This is a genomic window from Pseudomonas sp. WJP1 (genome assembly GCF_028471945.1).
Classification (GTDB): Bacteria; Pseudomonadota; Gammaproteobacteria; order Pseudomonadales; family Pseudomonadaceae; genus Aquipseudomonas.
The window spans coordinates 6,589,144-6,606,188 of record NZ_CP110128.1 but is presented as its reverse complement, the minus strand read 5'-3'; the positions used below and the strand labels follow the sequence as shown (position 1 = coordinate 6,606,188).

At 60.5% G+C, this 17,045-nt stretch carries 16 protein-coding genes and 1 riboswitch; of the genes, 7 read left to right on the top strand and 9 right to left on the bottom strand.

Going from position 1 to position 17,045, the window contains the following annotated elements:
• Positions 1 to 352 precede the first annotated feature (352 nt).
• Both OH720_RS29770 and OH720_RS29765 read left to right on the top strand, forming a co-directional pair.
• On the top strand, positions 353 to 904 hold the full coding sequence (locus tag OH720_RS29770) for a cytochrome b (protein WP_272603864.1): 552 nt from the start codon (positions 353 to 355) through the stop codon (positions 902 to 904).
• A gap of 32 nt (positions 905 to 936) precedes the next feature.
• Positions 937 to 1,524: a YceI family protein gene (locus tag OH720_RS29765; protein ID WP_008057034.1), complete on the top strand. Its 588-nt coding sequence runs from the start codon at positions 937 to 939 to the stop codon at positions 1,522 to 1,524.
• A gap of 223 nt (positions 1,525 to 1,747) precedes the next feature.
• Here the strand turns inward: OH720_RS29765 and OH720_RS29760 are convergent, their stop codons facing one another.
• The 4 genes from OH720_RS29760 to ahcY form a co-directional block, all read right to left on the bottom strand.
• Positions 1,748 to 3,622 (bottom strand): DEAD/DEAH box helicase, encoded by a 1,875-nt coding sequence (locus tag OH720_RS29760; RefSeq protein WP_272603863.1) that lies wholly within the window; start codon positions 3,620 to 3,622, stop codon positions 1,748 to 1,750.
• Positions 3,623 to 3,847: 225 nt separating this feature from the next.
• Positions 3,848 to 4,663 carry a substrate-binding periplasmic protein gene (locus OH720_RS29755; protein WP_008057036.1) on the bottom strand — a complete coding sequence of 272 codons (816 nt, stop codon included), beginning with the start codon at positions 4,661 to 4,663 and terminating at the stop codon, positions 3,848 to 3,850.
• A 187-nt stretch (positions 4,664 to 4,850) separates the two neighbouring features.
• Entirely contained in the window at positions 4,851 to 5,696 is an 846-nt protein-coding gene (gene metF / locus OH720_RS29750) for a methylenetetrahydrofolate reductase [NAD(P)H] (protein ID WP_272603862.1), read from the bottom strand.
• A gap of 154 nt (positions 5,697 to 5,850) precedes the next feature.
• Positions 5,851 to 7,260, bottom strand: a complete 1,410-nt coding sequence (gene ahcY, locus OH720_RS29745; RefSeq protein ID WP_008057038.1) for an adenosylhomocysteinase — start codon at positions 7,258 to 7,260, stop codon at positions 5,851 to 5,853.
• Between the two features lie 23 nt (positions 7,261 to 7,283).
• A riboswitch (S-adenosyl-L-homocysteine riboswitch) is annotated at positions 7,284 to 7,386 on the bottom strand.
• 198 nt (positions 7,387 to 7,584) lie between these two features.
• On the opposite strand from ahcY, the gene OH720_RS29740 reads away from it, so the two are divergent.
• Entirely contained in the window at positions 7,585 to 7,989 is a 405-nt protein-coding gene (locus OH720_RS29740) for an acyl-CoA thioesterase (protein WP_180202327.1), read from the top strand.
• 74 nt (positions 7,990 to 8,063) lie between these two features.
• Positions 8,064 to 8,951, top strand: a complete 888-nt coding sequence (locus tag OH720_RS29735; RefSeq protein WP_272603861.1) for a formate/nitrite transporter family protein — start codon at positions 8,064 to 8,066, stop codon at positions 8,949 to 8,951.
• Here OH720_RS29735 and OH720_RS29730 read toward each other — a convergent pair whose 3' ends face one another.
• Positions 8,952 to 10,121, bottom strand: coding sequence for an MFS transporter (locus tag OH720_RS29730; protein WP_272603860.1), 1,170 nt, complete (start codon positions 10,119 to 10,121; stop codon positions 8,952 to 8,954). It abuts the gene before it with no gap.
• 319 nt (positions 10,122 to 10,440) lie between these two features.
• On the opposite strand from OH720_RS29730, the gene OH720_RS29725 reads away from it, so the two are divergent.
• Both OH720_RS29725 and OH720_RS29720 read left to right on the top strand, forming a co-directional pair.
• Positions 10,441 to 11,274: an EamA family transporter gene (locus tag OH720_RS29725; RefSeq protein ID WP_008057046.1), complete on the top strand. Its 834-nt coding sequence runs from the start codon at positions 10,441 to 10,443 to the stop codon at positions 11,272 to 11,274.
• Between the two features lie 30 nt (positions 11,275 to 11,304).
• On the top strand, positions 11,305 to 11,688 hold the full coding sequence (locus OH720_RS29720; protein WP_008057047.1) for an MAPEG family protein: 384 nt from the start codon (positions 11,305 to 11,307) through the stop codon (positions 11,686 to 11,688).
• A gap of 71 nt (positions 11,689 to 11,759) precedes the next feature.
• Here the strand turns inward: OH720_RS29720 and mltA are convergent, their stop codons facing one another.
• Positions 11,760 to 12,932 (bottom strand): murein transglycosylase A, encoded by a 1,173-nt coding sequence (gene mltA, locus OH720_RS29715; RefSeq protein WP_272603859.1) that lies wholly within the window; start codon positions 12,930 to 12,932, stop codon positions 11,760 to 11,762.
• Positions 12,933 to 13,059: 127 nt separating this feature from the next.
• Between mltA and OH720_RS29710 the strand changes: the two genes are divergently transcribed.
• Entirely contained in the window at positions 13,060 to 13,509 is a 450-nt protein-coding gene (locus OH720_RS29710) for a c-type cytochrome (RefSeq protein WP_008057049.1), read from the top strand.
• An 18-nt stretch (positions 13,510 to 13,527) separates the two neighbouring features.
• Here the strand turns inward: OH720_RS29710 and OH720_RS29705 are convergent, their stop codons facing one another.
• The 3 genes from OH720_RS29705 to metK form a co-directional block, all read right to left on the bottom strand.
• Positions 13,528 to 13,923 (bottom strand): DUF1090 domain-containing protein, encoded by a 396-nt coding sequence (locus OH720_RS29705; RefSeq protein WP_272603858.1) that lies wholly within the window; start codon positions 13,921 to 13,923, stop codon positions 13,528 to 13,530.
• Positions 13,924 to 14,021: 98 nt separating this feature from the next.
• A complete protein-coding gene (ligB, locus tag OH720_RS29700; RefSeq protein ID WP_272603857.1) occupies positions 14,022 to 15,701 on the bottom strand; it encodes an NAD-dependent DNA ligase LigB in 1,680 nt (559 codons plus the stop codon).
• Between the two features lie 144 nt (positions 15,702 to 15,845).
• Positions 15,846 to 17,036: a methionine adenosyltransferase gene (gene metK, locus OH720_RS29695; RefSeq protein ID WP_272603856.1), complete on the bottom strand. Its 1,191-nt coding sequence runs from the start codon at positions 17,034 to 17,036 to the stop codon at positions 15,846 to 15,848.
• Positions 17,037 to 17,045: the final 9 nt, after the last annotated feature.

The following is a 17,045-nucleotide window of genomic DNA, read 5'->3' as shown; positions in this document are numbered from 1 at the left end:
AAGCAAAAAAGCAAGGGGCCGGTCACCAAATCCTCTGCTCGGCGAAGGTTGAGCCTGCCGAGAGGGCACAGACCAAAAAAACGACGAAAATCCAGCGCCAACCGGCGTCGACCACTGAGACCAAGGCTTGGTGACGCTCAGGAAAAAAACGGGGTAGAAATCGAATAAATCTTTTGATACAGGTGTTCTCTGCTTTGTATTCACTTTTTCTCACAATTTCGACTTTAATCTTTCCTTAACCCTCGTAATTTAGGCTTTTGATCGCATTTCTCGATATTTCAAAGCGAAATTTTCCGCTTTAATTCGATAGATAAATCGATAGTCTTGGGCCAGCACACACAGGATCTAGGCAATGCAGCTACGAAATTCCAATTCCCGTTACGGCTGGGTCAGCATTTTCATGCACTGGGGTGTGGCGCTGGCGGTCTTCGGCCTGTTCGCGTTGGGGCTGTGGATGGTCGGGCTCGACTACTACAGCACCTGGCGCAAAGACGCGCCGGACCTGCACAAGAGTATCGGCCTGGTGTTGCTGGGTGTGATGGTGCTGCGGGTGTTGTGGCGTTTCATCAGTCCGCCGCCACCGACCCTTTCCAGCTACAGCCGTCTGACACGCCTGGGCGCCCATTTCGGCCATGGCTTTCTGTATCTCAGTCTGTTCGCTGTGATGATTGCCGGTTACCTGATTTCCACCGCAGAAGGTGTCGGTATCCCGGTGTTCGGCTTGTTTGAAGTGCCTGCGCTGGTGTCCGGACTACCGGACCAGGCAGATACCGCCGGTGTGATTCACCTCTGGCTGGCGTGGGTGCTGGTAATTTTTTCCGGCCTCCATGCGTTGGCAGCATTGAAGCACCACTTTATCGACCGTGATGTGACCCTCAAGCGAATGCTGGGTCGCAAAGCCTGAAGTTCAACCTCGACTCCAAAGGAAAACAAAGCATGTTGAAAAAGACTCTGGCCGCTCTGGCAATCAGTTCCGCCCTGTTGTCCGCCGGTAGCGTCATGGCCGCTGACTACGTGGTCGACAAGGAAGGCCAGCACGCCTTCGTTGACTTCAAGATCAGCCACTTGGGCTACAGCTTCATCACCGGTACTTTCAAGGACATCGACGGCAAGTTCAGCTTTGACGCTGCCAAGCCTGAAGACAGCAAGATCGAGTTCAACGTGAACACCGCCAGCGTGTTCACCAACAACGCCGAGCGCGACAAGCACATCTCCAGCAAAGACTTCCTGAACGGCAGCAAAGCCACGTTTGTTTCCACCAGCGTCAAACCTACCGGCAAAAACGCTGCTGGCAAGGACACTGCTGACGTGGCTGGTGACCTGACTATCCTCGGTGTGACCAAGCCAATCGTGGTCAAAGCCACTTTCCTGGGTGAAGGCAAGGATCCATGGGGCGGCTACCGTGCAGGCTTCGAGGGTACCTTCAGCCTCAAGCGTTCCGATTTCGGCAAGCAGAAAGACCTGGGTCCATCGTCCGATGCAGTTGAAATGTACGTGACGTTTGAAGGTGTCAAAGCGAAGTAATTTTCGCCGCTGACAAAAACGCCCGCTGCTCTCCCGAGCGCGGGCGTTTTTTATTTTCGCACACAAACTGTGTAGGAGCTGGCTTGCCAGCGAAGGCGTCCCTGACCTCTCCACGGAATTCGAGGACCCCTTCGCCGGCAAGCCGGCTCCTACAGGTTCTGTGTTACGCATAAAAAATGCCCCGGACCTTTCGGTACGGGGCATTTTTTATTGCAGCGATAACTCAGCGATTGCGGGTCAGCAATGCCGGTTTTTCGCCACGAGGACGGCTTGGCAGTTGATCCAGCTGCTCAGGTGTCGGGAAGCGATCGGCCTTCGACTCCTTGTGCATGATCTTCGGCGCGGGGCCGCGTGGGTTCTGCACGGCCGGTTCCGAACGCGATTGCTCGTCACGGGCCGGGCGGCGGTTGCGCGAGTCTTCGCGACGGGCCTGGCCATCACGTGGAGCGCCGCTGCGTGGGCCGCTGCGCTTGGCTGGCGGGGTGCCGGTGCTGGCGCCATCGCTGCTGCGCGGACCGTTCTGGCGGCCACCCTGTGGCTTGCCACCGCGCGGAGCGCCGGAGCCTGCAGCTGTGCCTTGTGCCGGAGCACCCGGGCGACGGCCGCGGCCCTGGGCCGGTTTCTGCTGTGGCACGTAGTCGACGCGGTTACCGAAGTTATCGATATCGTCGTCCAGGAACTCGTCTGGAGCACGATCAGCTGCGGCGCGCGGCGGCTGGCTTGGCTGGCGCTGTTCGCGGGCCGGGGTGCCTTCGCGTGGCTTTTGCTGACGGGCCGGACGCTCACCGCGCTCACCCGCCGGTTTTTCCTTGCCCTTGTCCTTGCCTTTGTCCTTGCGACCGCCACCACCACCGCTGCCATTCGGACCGTCGCCGCGTGGGCCACGTGGATTGCGCGGGTTGCGCATGTCCGGACGCTCGCGTGCTTCGGGTTTCTCGGCTTCCACGGCGCTGGCATCGAAGCCCATCAGGTCGCCGTCGGCGATTTTCTGCTTGGTCATGCGCTCGATGCTTTTCAGCAGTTTTTCTTCGTCCGGGGCCACCAGCGAGATCGCCTCGCCCGAACGACCGGCACGGCCGGTACGGCCAATGCGGTGCACGTAGTCTTCATCGACGTTCGGCAGTTCGAAGTTGACCACGTGTGGCAACTGGTCGATGTCCAGGCCGCGAGCGGCGATGTCGGTGGCAACCAGGATGCGCACGGTACCGGCCTTGAAGTCGGCCAGGGCTTTGGTGCGAGCGTTCTGGCTCTTGTTGCCGTGGATCGCGACGGCGCTCAGGCCGTGTTTGTCCAGGTACTCGGCCAGGCGGTTGGCGCCGTGCTTGGTGCGGGTGAACACCAGGACCTGTTCCCAGGCGCCAGCGGTGATCAGGTGCGCCAGCAGTGCACGCTTGTGGCTGGCCGGCAGGCGGAATACGCGCTGTTCGATGCGCTCGACCGTGGTGTTCGGCGGCGTGACTTCGATGCGTTCCGGGTTGTGCAGCAGCTTGCCGGCGAGGTCGGTGATGTCCTTGGAGAAGGTCGCCGAGAACAGCAGGTTCTGGCGCTTGGCCGGCAGACGGGCGAGGACTTTCTTCACGTCATGGACGAAGCCCATGTCGAGCATGCGGTCGGCTTCGTCCAGCACGAGGATTTCCACGTGGGACAGGTCGACGCTGCCTTGGCCGGCCAGGTCGAGCAGGCGGCCAGGGCAGGCCACCAGCACGTCTACGCCACGGGACATGGCCTGGACCTGCGGGTTCATACCGACGCCGCCGAAGATGCAGGCGCTGACGAACTTCAGGTCACGGGCATAGACCTTGAAGCTTTCGTGCACTTGCGCCGCGAGTTCGCGAGTAGGGGTCAGGACCAGTACGCGCGGTTGGCGCGGGCCGTGACGCTGGGATTTGTCCGGGTGACCGTTGGGGAACAACCGCTCCAGGATCGGAAGGGCGAAACCGCCGGTTTTACCAGTACCTGTCTGTGCCGCGACCATCAGGTCGCGACCTTGCAACACGGCGGGAATGGCCCGCTGTTGCACCGGAGTAGGCTCGGTATAGCCCGCTGCCTCGATGGCGCGGACTAAAGCCTCGGAGAGACCGAGGGAAGCAAAGGACATGAGTAATCCTGTTTTAAGTTAGGGCTTGGCCCAATGGGAGTCTTGCCTGGCGCGAATGGCGTTTATGAGGAACGCAATCCCGTCCGGTCCTGCTTCGGTCACGAAGGCTCGTCTGGAGCGCTCGCGCGGGCTGAAAAGCTGCGCTGTAGCGGGGTCGAGATGCCTTGAACGGTTCCGAGCGTCCGGGCGTGAGCCTGGCGGGAAGGCCGGAGTATAACAGAGCAATCACTGCGCGCCGCTTTCCTGCTGCTCAACGGTTTTTTCCGTGTTGGCCGTGGTCCGCCCGGCGTTGGGAGTATCGGCTGGTGCGGCGCCATATCGCGCGCTGAGCTCTGCGTAGGCCGGTTCGCGCTTGAAACGTTTGAGTTCGGCGCCGAAGCGCTGCACCAGCAAATCCATGCCGGCATTGCGTCGCACCGCCAGGAACTGGCTCTGCTGACTGATGACGACGGGATTTTCGGTGATCTGGTTGCGGATGTTCAGTTCGTCGAGCAAGTGCTGGCCCACCCTGCGGTCGGTGATCAGCAGGTCGATTCGTCCTCGCACCAGTTTGCCGAAGTTCGCCTCATGGCTCGGTGCTGGTTCCCGGGTGAACAGGGTCGAGTTCCTGAAGTCCTGGCTGTACAGGTAGCCAGGAGAGATGCCGATGGTCAGGCCGCGCAGTTCGTCGAGGGTGCGAAACGGATGGGGCCTGGCGTTGGCGTAGAACATCACGAACTGCACGTCTGACAGCGGTTCGCTGGGGTAGAGCAGGGTCGCGTCGCGCTCATCGCTATGGAAGATGTCCAGCGCGCCATCGGCCTGACCGGTTTCAAGCATCGACAGGCAGCGTTTCCATGGCAGGAACTGCCATTCCACTTCGATGCCCAGGCGCTTGAAGACGATGGCGGTGGTTTCGTAGTCCAGTCCCTGTGCCTTGCCGTTCTCCTCGTACACGTAAGGTGCCCAGGGTTCGGTGACAATGCGCAGCTTCTCGCCCCTAGCGGCAAAGCTAAGGCAAGTGAAAACAAGCAGGGCGACGAACTGCGTGATCAAAGGCATGGGCTTGAGATTACGACGAGAAACGCGAAAGAGCCAGAAACTGGCAGCAGATGCTCTAACTCCGTGGATTGCCGCACAATAAAAGTGCGTTGAAAGCAAAAAATCGCAGCGTGCGACAGCTCCTACGTTGGAATGTTTATTTCCTGTAGGAGCCGCCGCAGGCTGCGATCTTTTGATCTTGCTTTGTTTAACGCGGCAACTTCAGGTTGTTCCACACCGCGAGGCTCGCTTCAGCCTGGTTCAGTGTGTAGAAGTGCAGCCCTGGCGCGCCGCCCTGCAGCAGGCGTTCGCACATTTCGGTGATGACTTGCTCGCCGAAACGCTGAATGCTCTGGGTGTCGTCACCGTAGGCTTCCAGTTGCTTGCGGATCCAGCGCGGGATTTCCGCACCGCAGGCATCGGAGAAGCGTGCCAGCTTGCTGTAGTTGGTGATCGGCATGATCCCCGGCACGATCGGGATGTTCACGCCTTTGGCCCGTACACGCTCGACGAAGTAGAAGTAGCTGTCGGCGTTGAAGAAGTACTGGGTGATCGCACTGTCGGCGCCAGCGTTGGCCTTGCGCACGAAGTTGTTGATATCGTCTTCGAAGTTGCGTGCCTGCGGATGCATTTCCGGGTAGGCGGCGACTTCGATGTGGAAATGGTCGCCAGTTTCTTCACGGATGAATTCAACCAGGTCGTTGGCGTGGCGCATTTCACCGCTGGCCATGCCCATGCCCGAAGGCAGGTCACCGCGCAAGGCGACGATGCGCTGGATGCCGGCAGCCTTGTACTGGCTCAGCAGGCCGCGCAGGTCCGACTTGCTGTCGCCGACGCACGACAGGTGCGGTGCGGCCGGGACTTTGACTTCGCTCTCGAGCTGCAACACGGTGTTGAGCGTGCGATCACGGGTCGAGCCACCCGCACCGTAGGTGCAGGAGAAGAAATCGGGGTTGTACGTGGCCAGCTGACGGGCAGTGGCGAGCAGCTTTTCATGCCCAGCGTCGGTCTTGGTAGGGAAGAACTCGAAGCTGTAGCGACGATCTTGGGACATGGTCATATCCTTGGAAACACGTAAGCCTTGCAAGTCTCGCGCTCTCCGTAGGAGCGAAGCTTGCTCGCGAAGGAGGCACCGCGGTGTTTCAGAAATACCGTGGTGAAGCGTTCGCGAGCAAGCTTCGCTCCTACAGGGAGCCGAGCGGTTCCGATCAGTAGCGGTAAGCGTGCGGCTTGAACGGACCTTCGACAGTCACGCCGATGTAGTCGGCCTGGGTCTTGGTCAGTTGAGTCACGACGCCGCCGAAACCGCGGACCATTTCCAGGGCCACTTCTTCGTCGAGTTTCTTCGGCAGTACTTCAACGGTCAGGCGCTCGGCTTTCTGGGCTGGCGACAGGTCGGCGTACTTCTGGCCGAACAGGAAGATCTGAGCCAGTACCTGGTTGGCGAACGAACCGTCCATGATGCGGCTCGGGTGGCCAGTGGCGTTGCCCAGGTTAACCAGACGGCCTTCGGCCAGCAGGATCAGGTAGTCGTCGTTCTGGGCATCGAATGCACCAGCGCCGGTACGATGGATCTTGTGAACCTGTGGCTTCACTTCTTCCCATGCCCAGTTCTTGCGCATGAAAGCGGTGTCGATTTCGTTGTCGAAGTGGCCGATGTTGCAGACAACAGCGCGCTTCTTCAGGGCCTTGAGCATGTTCGCATCGCAAACATTGACGTTACCGGTGGTGGTCACGATCAGGTCGATCTTGCCCAGCAGGGCCTTGTCGATGCTTTCTTCGGTACCGGTGTTGATCCCGTCGATGAACGGCGAAACCAGTTCGAAACCGTCCATGCAGGCTTGCATGGCGCAGATCGGGTCGACTTCGGAGACTTTGACGATCATGCCTTCCTGACGCAGGGACTGAGCGGAACCCTTGCCCACGTCGCCGTAACCGATGACCAGCGCTTGCTTGCCGGACAGCAGGTGGTCAGTGCCGCGCTTGATCGCATCGTTCAGGCTGTGACGGCAGCCGTACTTGTTGTCGTTCTTGCTCTTGGTCACCGAGTCGTTGACGTTGATGGCCGGGATTTTCAGCTCGCCCTTGGCCAGCATGTCCAGCAGGCGGTGCACGCCGGTGGTGGTTTCTTCGGTCACGCCGTGAACGCGATCCAGTACCTGTGGGTACTTCTTGTGCAGCAGTTCGGTCAGGTCGCCGCCGTCGTCGAGGATCATGTTGGCGTCCCATGGCTGGCCATCCTTGAGGATGGTCTGCTCCAGGCACCACTCGTACTCTTGCTCGGTTTCACCTTTCCAGGCGAAAACCGGAATGCCGGCAGCGGCGATGGACGCAGCAGCCTGGTCTTGAGTCGAGAAAATGTTGCAGGACGACCAGCGTACTTCGGCACCCAGGGCAACCAGGGTTTCGATCAGCACGGCGGTCTGGATGGTCATGTGGATGCAGCCGAGGATCTTCGCGCCCTTGAGCGGTTGCTCTTCGGAGTACTTGCGACGCAGACCCATCAGGGCTGGCATTTCCGATTCGGCGATGATGGTTTCGCGACGGCCCCAGGCAGCCAGGGACATGTCGGCGACTTTGTAATCGTTAAAATCTGCAGGCGTGATAACAGCGCTCATGAAGAGCCTCCATTCGTAATGTATGCGAATGGGCGCCGTTGTGCGTTTAGTGTCTGGCCGGTGATGACCAAGCAACGCCCCATCCGAGCCTGACAGGCCTAGCCTGCTGCAGCGCCCCTCGGACAGGTGGCGGGAAAACGGTAGCAAGTGAAGATTACCGTTTTGAAACGGGGGCGATTATAGCGGGCTATGCTGATCTTCCAAAGGGTTTCTGTCGGTCAATGTGCGAACGGTAATGGTGGCTATAGAAGATGCCGAATAGAGCTCTGGCCCGGGGTCTGCCAAGATACCGTCCATCATTCGGCAAGACGCTCAGGAGTGCATATGAATTTCCACACCCGCAAATGGGTCAAGCCCGAAGACCTCAACCCCAATGGAACGCTGTTCGGCGGCAGCCTGCTGCGCTGGCTCGACGAGGAAGCGGCGATCTACGCCATCGTCCAGCTGGGCAATCAGCGCGTGGTCACCAAGTACATTTCCGAGATCAACTTCGTCAGCGCCTCGCGCCAGGGCGACATCATCGAGCTGGGTATCACCGCCACCGAGTTCGGTCGCACCTCCATCACCCTCACGTGCGAAGTGCGTAACAAGATCACCCGCAAAAGCATCCTGACGGTGGAGAAGATTGTGTTCGTCAACCTGGGTGAAGACGGCTTGCCTGCGGCACACGGGCGCACCGAGATCAAATACGTCAAGGACCAGTTCAAGGATGAAGGCGCCGTCGAATAATGTTCGGCGTGTAAGAACGTAAGCTGAACCGCAGGGGTCGTAATTACATCGCACGCCAGCGGTTCAGGAGTCCCATGGACACTAAAAAAGACGGCAAGACCCCCGACCTTTCGGCAAAAGAGCAGCACGAAGTCGAAAAGAACCAGCCACCGCGCGCGGCGGTGCTGCACGAAATCATCCGCACCCAGGGCGATCAGGAACTGGAACGCAGCGTTGCCGCGCTGTGGTGGTCGGCGTTGGCCGCCGGCCTGACCATGGGCCTGTCATTGATGGGCATGGGCTTGCTCAATTCCCGCCTGCCGGACGGCGAAGGTTTCAAGGTGATTGCCAGTTTCGGCTATTGCGCCGGTTTCCTCGCGGTGATTCTGGCCCGCCAGCAACTGTTCACCGAAAACACCCTGACCGCCGTGCTGCCGATCATGAGCAAGCCTACGCTGGGGAACTTCGGCCGGTTGCTGCGGCTGTGGGGAGTGGTGCTGGTGGGTAACCTCTGCGGCACGATACTGGTGGCTTACGTCATGCTGGAGCTGCCGATTTTCGACAGCAAGACCGACGTGGCCTTCCTCGACATCGGCCGCAAGGTCATGGAGAACGACGCCAGCCAGATGTTCGCCAAGGGCATCATTTCGGGCTGGATGATCGCCACCATGGTCTGGATGATCCCGTCCATGGAGAGCGCCAAGATGTGGATCATCATCCTCATCACCTACCTCATGGCGCTGGGGGATTTCACGCACATCGTGGTCGGTTCGCTGGAGGTCTCGTACCTGGTGTTTGCCGGCCAATTGCCGTGGAAGGACTTCTGGCTGGTGTTCGCCGGTCCCACGCTGGTGGGGAACATCGTGGGTGGCAGCTTTATCTTCGCGTTGATCAGCCATGCGCAGATTCGCAGCGAGAGCGGACCACCGAAAAGCGCAGCGGATCAGGCTGAAGAGCCCGATCCGCAGGCGATCAAGAAGTAATCAGCCCGGCACATTCACCGTAGCGGCACTACGTCGTTGCAGGTAGATAAAATACAGCGCGACCAACACGGTCAAGCCACTGACCAATGCGCCGGTCCACGGCAAGTCCGCCAGGTCTGCACCGCTGGCGACCACCAGCCCGCCGATCCAGGCACCTGCGGCGTTACCGAGATTGAATGCGCTCTGGTTCAGCGTCGAACCCAGGTTGGGCGCTTCATGGGCCTGATCGATGATCAGCAGTTGCAGGATCGGGCACAGGGCGAAGGCGAAAATGCCCCACAACACCAGGGTGATCGCTGCGGGAATCACCGAGTGGCTGGTCTGGCTGAACGCGGCCAGGACCACCACCACGGCCAGCGCCATGCCGACCAGTGAAGGCAGCAGGCGGCTGTCGGCCAATCGCCCGCCGAGCATGCTGCCTGCGGTCAAGCCCACGCCGAACAACAGCAGCATGATGGTCACGCCATGGGGGCTGACACCTGTGATGTCCTGCAGGATCGGCGCGATGTAGGTGAATACGCTGAACAGGCTGGTCGAGGCCAGTACGCTCATGCCCAGTGCCAGCAGCACGTTGGCCTTGCCCAGTACCTTGAACTCGCTCGCCAGGTTGGCTTTATCCATCACGATGTTCTTCGGCAGCCAGACCCACTGCGCAATGGCAGCAATCACACCGATCACCGACACCGCCCAGAACGTCGAGCGCCAGCCGGCGTACTGCCCCAGCGCGGTACCCAGTGGCACCCCAAGCACGTTGGCCAGGGTCAGGCCGGTGAACATCATGGCAATCGCCTGGGCTCGTTTGTTCGGTGCCACAAGGCCAGCGGCAACCACCGAACCGATGCCGAAGAACGCACCGTGGCACAGCGCGGTCACCACGCGCGCGGCCATCAGCGTGGCGTAGTTCGGCGCCAGTGCGCAAAGCATGTTGCCGAGGATGAACATCAGCGTCATGCCCAGCAGTGTCGCTTTACGCGGCATGTTGGCCGTGCCGACCGCGAGGATCGGCGCACCGAACACCACGCCCAGGGCATAGCCGGTGATCAGCAATCCGGCGTGGGGAATGCTCACCGCGAGATCGCGGGCAACATCGGGCAACAAACCCATGATGACGAATTCAGTGGTGCCGATGCCGAACGCGGCAACAGCAAGGGCAAGCAAGGCGAGTGGCATGCGCAGGGTCTCTGTCGGTAGTCTTGACGCTCTGATCAGGCATACGCATGCCAGGCACCGATCTCGATGAGAGCGGGCGAGGGCATTGTTATTGGAATTAGTCTGTGCGCAACTGAGTGCGGCGTGGTCGGTTGCAGTATAAACAGCTGCTGACATATGGCGAATCAATTACTACCCGGATTCTGATCCTGTAGGAGCGAGGCTTGCCCGCGAAGAACGATAACGCGGTACAGCAGGTACACCGCGGTGCCTGGTTCGCGGGCAAGCCTCGCTCCTACAAGGCGGGGGCGGGGGACAACAATAAAATAAGGAGTAGGCCGTGCTTGCGACGGCGTTGGTGTTGGTGGCGGCGCTGCTGCATGCGGCGTGGAATACCCTGATCAAGTTCAGTGCCGAGCGTTTGCTGGTGGTGGCCTGCATGGACAGCGTGGCGATGCTCTTCGTCGCGCTTATGTTGCCCTTCGTGGAGCTGCCTCCACTGGACATCTGGCCGTGGATTCTCGCCTCGGCAGCGTTCGAGTTGCTCTACCGCTATTTGCTGATCCAGGCCTATCGGGTCGGCGACCTCGGGCTGGTCTATCCGCTGATGCGTGGGTTGTCGCCGCTGGTGGTGCTGGCGCTGACCCTGGTGTTTGCCGGGGAAGTGCTGACCCACCAGCAGATTTTCGGCATTCTGCTGATCCCGCTCGGCATGCTGTGCCTGCTCTGGCAGGGGGGCGGCGGTGCACGTTTGCCGTGGTCGATGCTGCCTGTGGTCGCGTTGATCGGTTTGTGCATTGGTTGCTACACCTTCATCGATGGCCAGGCCTTGCGGCGCTGGTCGCATCCACTGGATTACCTGGTCTGGGTGACGTTACTCAGTGCCTGGCCGTTTCCGTTGCTGGCCTGGGTGCGCAAGCGGCCGGCGTTCAAACTGTTCTGGCGCGAGCAATGGCGATTGGGGCTGGCGGTCGGGTTCTGCGTGTTGTTCAGCTACGCTCTGGTGCTGTGGGCCATGCAGCTGGGCTCGATTGCCGAAGCGGCGGCCTTGCGCGAGATCAGCGTGATCCTGGTGGTGCTGTTCGGCATGCGTTACCTGAAAGAGCCTTTCGGCGGGCCAAGGCTCCTGGCCTGCGGGCTGGTCCTGGTCGGCATGCTGGTCATGAAATTTTGACGGGTCAAAATCTGAGAAAGGGACTGCTGAATGAATGTTGCTCTGTGGTGCATTTTAATCGCGATCATCCTGCCGTATGTGTGTATAGCGGTGGCCAAGATCAGCGGCGGCTACGGTTTGAGACACAATCACGATCCCCGGGGATTCCTCGATTCCCTGGAGGGCTTGGGCAAGCGGGCGCATGCGGCGCAACTGAACAGCTTCGAAGTGGCCCCGGCGTTCGCGGCAGCAGTGATCGTGGCGCACCTGGTCGGCAATGCGGAGCTGGTGACGCTCAATGTGCTGTCGGTGTTGTTCATCACCAGTCGACTTCTCTACATCATTTTCTATTTGGCGGACTGGGCGACTTTGCGGTCGTTGGTGTGGTTTGTGGGGATGGGGTTGATCATCAGTTTCTTTGTGGTGTCGGTTTAAGGGCGGGATCAAAAGATCGCAGCATGTGTCAGCTCCTACATGGGGCCTGTGCAGGCTGCGATCTTTTTGCTTTAAAGCTTGTCCGCCACCTGCGGCACTTGTGGCAGCGCCGCGCCTTTGGGCCACAGCATCCAGATCTGCCCTTGCTGCTTCATGTCTCCAGCCAGTTGCCCGGCCGCATCGCCAGTACCCCAGAACAGATCCGCACGAACCTCGCCGGCAATTGCGCCGCCGGTGTCCTGGGCCGCCACCGGGCGTACGAGTGCAGTGCCGTCCGGCTTGGTAGTGGACAGCCACAACAGGCTGCCCAACGGGATCACCTTGCGATCCACCGCCGCACTGTAACCTGCCGTCAACGGCACGTTCAGCGAGCCGCGCGGGCCTTCGTTGCTGTCGGGGTTCCTGGTGAAAAACACATAGCTCGGATTACTGCCGAGCAGTTCTGGAATGCGCGAAGGATTGGCCTTGGCCCAGCTGCTGATCGCTCCCATGGTCACGTCTTCTTTCTTCAACTCGCCTTGTTCAACCAACCAGCGCCCGATCGGTCGGTAAGGGTGGCCGTTCTGGTCGGCGTAAGCGATTCGCAGCTGGCGACCGCTGTCGAGCTGGATCCGACCTGAGCCCTGGATTTGCAGGAACTGCAGGTTCATCGGATCCGTCAGCCAGGCCACGACCGGCGCGTTGACCCCTTTGCTGCCGATGGTTGCGGCATCGTCGTAAGGCTTGAGCACACGGCCTTCAAGGCGGCCGCGCAGGCGTTTGCCCTTGAGTTCCGGGTAGATGCTGTCCAGCGAGACAATGATCATGTCTTCAGGCACGCCATACACCGGGATGTTCGCCGTGGTGGTTTGGGTCAGGCTGCCGGGATAGACCGGTTCGTAGTAGCCCGTAATCAATCCGTTGGGATTGTCGTTGGCGGCGCGCAGGCCGTACACATCCAGGTTCTGCTTGAGAAAACCGCGGATGTCGCTGGCGCTTTGCGGCACGTTGGCCGCCGCTGCGCAGGTGCCGCCCCAGACCGGGTCGGCCTTGAGTCGGATGCAGGCACTGCGCCAGGAGCCGAAACCGGCGACGAGGTCGTTGTCGGAGACCACCGGCAACGCTTCCCAGGTGGCGCTGGAGTAAGTGGCCAGGGCGTGGGTCTTCGGTTGTTTGTCTTCGCCGCCGGTGCAGCCCGCGAGCACGGCCACCATCGGAAGCGTCCAGGCCAGGGGGTGACACCAGGCCTTGAAACGGCTGTTCATGGGGTAATTCCTTTGCCGGTTGCCTGAGTGTGGTGTGCGCTCTGCAACCCGTATTGATGATAGGGGTATTGGTGTTTGCCGGTGACGCGAGGATACTGGCCGACGTTTTCCGTGACCTGAAGCCACCATGACTCTTAAAAGACTTTCTGTTGTATTGCTGGCCTGCCTGACGCTGTCCGCTTGTGGCGGCGTCGACCCCAACTCGCCCCTCGGGCAGCGCAAGGCCATTTTCAAGCAGATGCTCAAGACCGGTGAAGACCTGGGCGGCATGTTGCGTGGCCGTATTGCGTTCGATGGCCCCAAGTTCGCTGACGGCGCGGTGAAACTCGATGCGCTGTCCCGTGAGCCGTGGAAGCATTTTCCGCAGGTGCGCGAAGAAGATCACACCAGCGCCAAAAGTGACGTCTGGGAGAAGCAGGCACGCTTCGAGCAAATGGCTCGCAGCCTTGAAACCGCGACCGGCGAGTTGGTAATCGCCAGTCAGGTTCAACCCTACAAGGCCAGTAACCTGGGGCCGGCGGTACAGAAGGTCGAAGATGCCTGCAGTGCGTGCCATAAAGAGTTTCGGGATCATTAAAGCGCTTGAAAAGCGCTTCTATTTATCCAGCTCATCAACCGCTTCCTGCAACTCCTTGCGGGACTCGGCGAGTTTGTCCTTGCGCTTGTTGATCTTCTCGGCGTCGCCTTGTTTCATGGCTTTGTCGAGGTCGGCCTGACGCTTGCTGACTTCGTGCTTGGCGTCGAGCACCTTGTTTTCCCGTTCTTTCTTCAGCGAGGCATCAGTGCAATTGGCGCTGACTTCGCTCAAGGCTTTCTCCAGGCCGGCCTGCTGTTCGGCATTGCCGTGGGATTTGGCCAGTTCGATCTGATTGATGATGCCTTGCTTCTTGGCGGCGCAGCCGGTCAGGCCCGGGGCCTCTTCGACAGCCATCAACGGCGTGGCCATAACGCTGCAAAGGGTCAACAGGACCAGCGGTGAAAGAAATTTCATAAAAGCTCCAGGTGAAAAAGCATTCGTGTCGATGCAGCGATGGCATGTTTGAGCCCATCGGGACTTCGGGGTTCCCGGGCGCAAGGGCATCACCGGGGCTAAAACTGAAAACCGTCCATGGCAGCCCGGCGCAGTGTTTCACTCAGGGCCAGGACCTGCGGATCGCGAAAAAATGCACTCAATTGCGCTGCACGGCCTGGTCCGATGCCGGGCTGGGCCTGCCATTGCTCGATGTCTCGTTGTGCCAGCTCCCGCCATGAGTCGCCGAGGTGCGCCTGGCCAGTCGGCGGCATGCCCAGGGCTTTGAGCCAGCGGGCGAATGGGCGTTGCCGGGCACTGCTGAAACTATTGGCCAGCCGGGCAGCGCTGAGCTCGCCTAAACCGTCAATGTTAGCAAGCTCTTGGGCATCGAGGGTCAACCAATCCAACAGGCTGTTCAGGCGACCTGTTTCAAGAAGTTTTTCCCATGTGCCGGGGCCGACATGGGGCAGGCCCAATCCGTGCTTGCCGCTGAGCCAGGTCAGGCGCGCGAGAAACTGGCTTTCGCATCCCGGGGTCGGCTGCCAGCAGCTCAATGGATGAAAGTCGGCTGCCAGCGGAACGTTCATTTCAGGGCGTTCGGTACTGCGCAGCACAACGCCATCGAGCCTGGGAATGGTCAGGCCGGCCAGGCTGATGGCGACCTGGTCGCCCGGTCGAACATCCAGCGTCTGCCAGCGTTGCAGGGAGCTCACGCTGACGCGCTTGATCTGCTGGTCATCAAGCCTCAACGGGGTCAACTCCAGCACGGGGGTGATTCGTCCCGTGCGGCCAATCTTGAAATGAACCTTTCGCACCTCGGCCAGTGCCTGGGCGAAGGGATACTTCCAGGCAACGATCCAGTACGGCGCCTTTGCCTGCCAGCGCTCGGCGGGCGGGCGCTGCTCCTGGCGCAGGACAATCCCGTCGCTGGCAAATGGCAGGGGCGAGCGATACCAGTGATCACGCCAGCGCTCGACCTCGGCTATTGAACTGATGCGCTGGGTGTACTGTGCGGTGCTGGCAAAACCCAATTTTTCAAGCTCCGCGATACGGGCCGGCAAGCTTGACGGCCCGTGGGGCCATTCCCAGGCAAACAGGCCGATCCCCTCGGCCTGCTTGACGCTCAACGTCTTGCGGGCCATCAAGCCGGCTACCGTGCCGCGGGCGTTCAGGCTGCCGGCGATGGCTTGCACGTGATCAGTCAGGCGCCAGTAGAGCTCGCCCTGTACCACCAGGTCCCGGGGCTCGGGCAGGCGTTGAGGAATGGCGCCGATCTGGCGGGCCGAGGCTGTCCAGTCCTGGCCATGCACACCATCACCTCGACTGATCGCCTGAGTCAGCAGGCCCTTGCGGTAGACCAGGGTTACCGCCACGCCGTCGACCTTGGGCTGGGCCCAGACCTGCTCACGATCACGCAGCCAGTGTTCGACGGCGCCGCCGTCAGGCAGTTTTTCCAGGCCGGTATGCGGCACCGGGTGGGCGAGGGGGCCGCTCGCGGTGCGCAATGGATCGGTGGCCAAACCGGGGCTGAAGCATTGGCGCCATTGGGTCAGTCGTGCGAAGGACTGATCGTAGAGTTCGTCGGCGATCAGCGCACGACCTTCACGGTGATAGCTGTCATCCCAGAGGTCGATTTGTTTTTGCAGTATGGCGAGTTCTTGCGCGGCACGCGCAGGGGGCCAGGCAGGACATTCGCCAGCAGCGGTGTCCAGGCACAGGCAGATCAGGAGTAAGCCGGTCAGCAGGCGGGGCAGCATCGTGAGCTTCCTTGCTCGATGGAGGTGCCTGAAGGTTAGTCAGCGGCGCGCTGATGGGCTTAATGCTGTTTTTCGGATTGTTTCCACCCATTAAAAAGCCCCGCACGGCGAACCGTGCGGGGCTTGAGGTACCACTGGGGAGTCTTACAAGCCGGCAGCGGTGTGCAGGTCGTCGGCGCGGTCGGTTTTTTCCCAGGTGAAGGTGGTGAAGGTGTCGTCGCCAACCGTCTTGGTTGCCGGGGTGCGACCGAAGTGGCCGTACGCAGCGGTTTCCTGGTACATCGGGTGCAGCAGGTCAAGCATGGTGGTGATTGCGTAAGGACGCAGGTCGAACACTTCGCGGACCAGCTTGACGATCTTGTCGTCGCTGATCTTGCCGGTGCCGAAGGTGTTCAACGAGATCGAAGTCGGTTGGGCAACGCCGATGGCGTAGGACACCTGGATCTCGCAACGCTCGGCCAGGCCGGCGGCGACGATGTTCTTGGCCACGTAACGACCGGCGTAGGCAGCCGAACGGTCAACCTTCGATGGATCCTTACCGGAGAACGCACCACCACCGTGGCGGGCCATGCCGCCGTAGCTGTCGACGATGATCTTGCGGCCGGTCAGGCCACAGTCGCCCACCGGGCCACCGATGATGAACTGGCCGGTCGGGTTGATGTGGAACTGAGTGTCCTTGGACAGCAGTTCGGCAGGCAGCACGTGCTTGACGATCAGCTCCATCACGCCTTCGCGCAGGTCGGTGTACGACACTTCCGGGTTGTGCTGGGTCGACAGGACCACCGCGTCGATGCCGACAACCTTGCCGTTTTCGTAGCGGCAGGTCACTTGTGACTTGGCGTCTGGACGCAGCCAAGGCAGCAGGCCGGACTTGCGGGCTTCGGCCTGACGTTGCACAAGCTGGTGCGAGAACGTGATCGGTGCAGGCATCAGCACGTCGGTTTCATTGCTGGCGTAGCCGAACATCAGGCCCTGGTCGCCGGCGCCCTGATCTTCAGGCTTGGCACGGTCGACACCCTGGTTGATGTCAGGAGACTGCTTGCCGATGATGTTCATCACGCCGCAGGTCGCACCGTCGAAGCCGACGTTGGAGCTGGTGTAGCCGATGTTGGTGATGACGTCACGAACGATCTGCTCCAGGTCAACCCAGGCCGAGGTGGTGACTTCGCCAGCGATGATCGCCACGCCGGTTTTCACCAGAGTCTCGCACGCCACGCGGGCGAACTTGTCTTCAGCGATGATGGCGTCCAGCACCGCATCAGAAATCTGGTCGGCGATTTTGTCCGGATGCCCTTCAGACACGGACTCGGAGGTGAAAAGGGAGTATTCGCTCATCTCGATGTT

What these genes read in the sequence shown, in the direction of transcription:
- OH720_RS29770 (WP_272603864.1), top strand. Translation starts at nt 353, where the DNA reads ATGCAGCTACGAAATTCCAATTCCCGTTACGGCTGGGTCAGCATTTTC.
- OH720_RS29765 (WP_008057034.1), top strand. Translation starts at nt 937, where the DNA reads ATGTTGAAAAAGACTCTGGCCGCTCTGGCAATCAGTTCCGCCCTGTTG.
- OH720_RS29760 (WP_272603863.1), bottom strand. Translation starts at nt 3,622, where the DNA reads ATGTCCTTTGCTTCCCTCGGTCTCTCCGAGGCTTTAGTCCGCGCCATC.
- OH720_RS29755 (WP_008057036.1), bottom strand. Translation starts at nt 4,663, where the DNA reads ATGCCTTTGATCACGCAGTTCGTCGCCCTGCTTGTTTTCACTTGCCTT.
- metF (WP_272603862.1), bottom strand. Translation starts at nt 5,696, where the DNA reads ATGTCCCAAGATCGTCGCTACAGCTTCGAGTTCTTCCCTACCAAGACC.
- ahcY (WP_008057038.1), bottom strand. Translation starts at nt 7,260, where the DNA reads ATGAGCGCTGTTATCACGCCTGCAGATTTTAACGATTACAAAGTCGCC.
- OH720_RS29740 (WP_180202327.1), top strand. Translation starts at nt 7,585, where the DNA reads ATGAATTTCCACACCCGCAAATGGGTCAAGCCCGAAGACCTCAACCCC.
- OH720_RS29735 (WP_272603861.1), top strand. Translation starts at nt 8,064, where the DNA reads ATGGACACTAAAAAAGACGGCAAGACCCCCGACCTTTCGGCAAAAGAG.
- OH720_RS29730 (WP_272603860.1), bottom strand. Translation starts at nt 10,121, where the DNA reads ATGCCACTCGCCTTGCTTGCCCTTGCTGTTGCCGCGTTCGGCATCGGC.
- OH720_RS29720 (WP_008057047.1), top strand. Translation starts at nt 11,305, where the DNA reads ATGAATGTTGCTCTGTGGTGCATTTTAATCGCGATCATCCTGCCGTAT.
- mltA (WP_272603859.1), bottom strand. Translation starts at nt 12,932, where the DNA reads ATGAACAGCCGTTTCAAGGCCTGGTGTCACCCCCTGGCCTGGACGCTT.
- OH720_RS29710 (WP_008057049.1), top strand. Translation starts at nt 13,060, where the DNA reads ATGACTCTTAAAAGACTTTCTGTTGTATTGCTGGCCTGCCTGACGCTG.
- OH720_RS29705 (WP_272603858.1), bottom strand. Translation starts at nt 13,923, where the DNA reads ATGAAATTTCTTTCACCGCTGGTCCTGTTGACCCTTTGCAGCGTTATG.
- ligB (WP_272603857.1), bottom strand. Translation starts at nt 15,701, where the DNA reads ATGCTGCCCCGCCTGCTGACCGGCTTACTCCTGATCTGCCTGTGCCTG.
- metK (WP_272603856.1), bottom strand. Translation starts at nt 17,036, where the DNA reads ATGAGCGAATACTCCCTTTTCACCTCCGAGTCCGTGTCTGAAGGGCAT.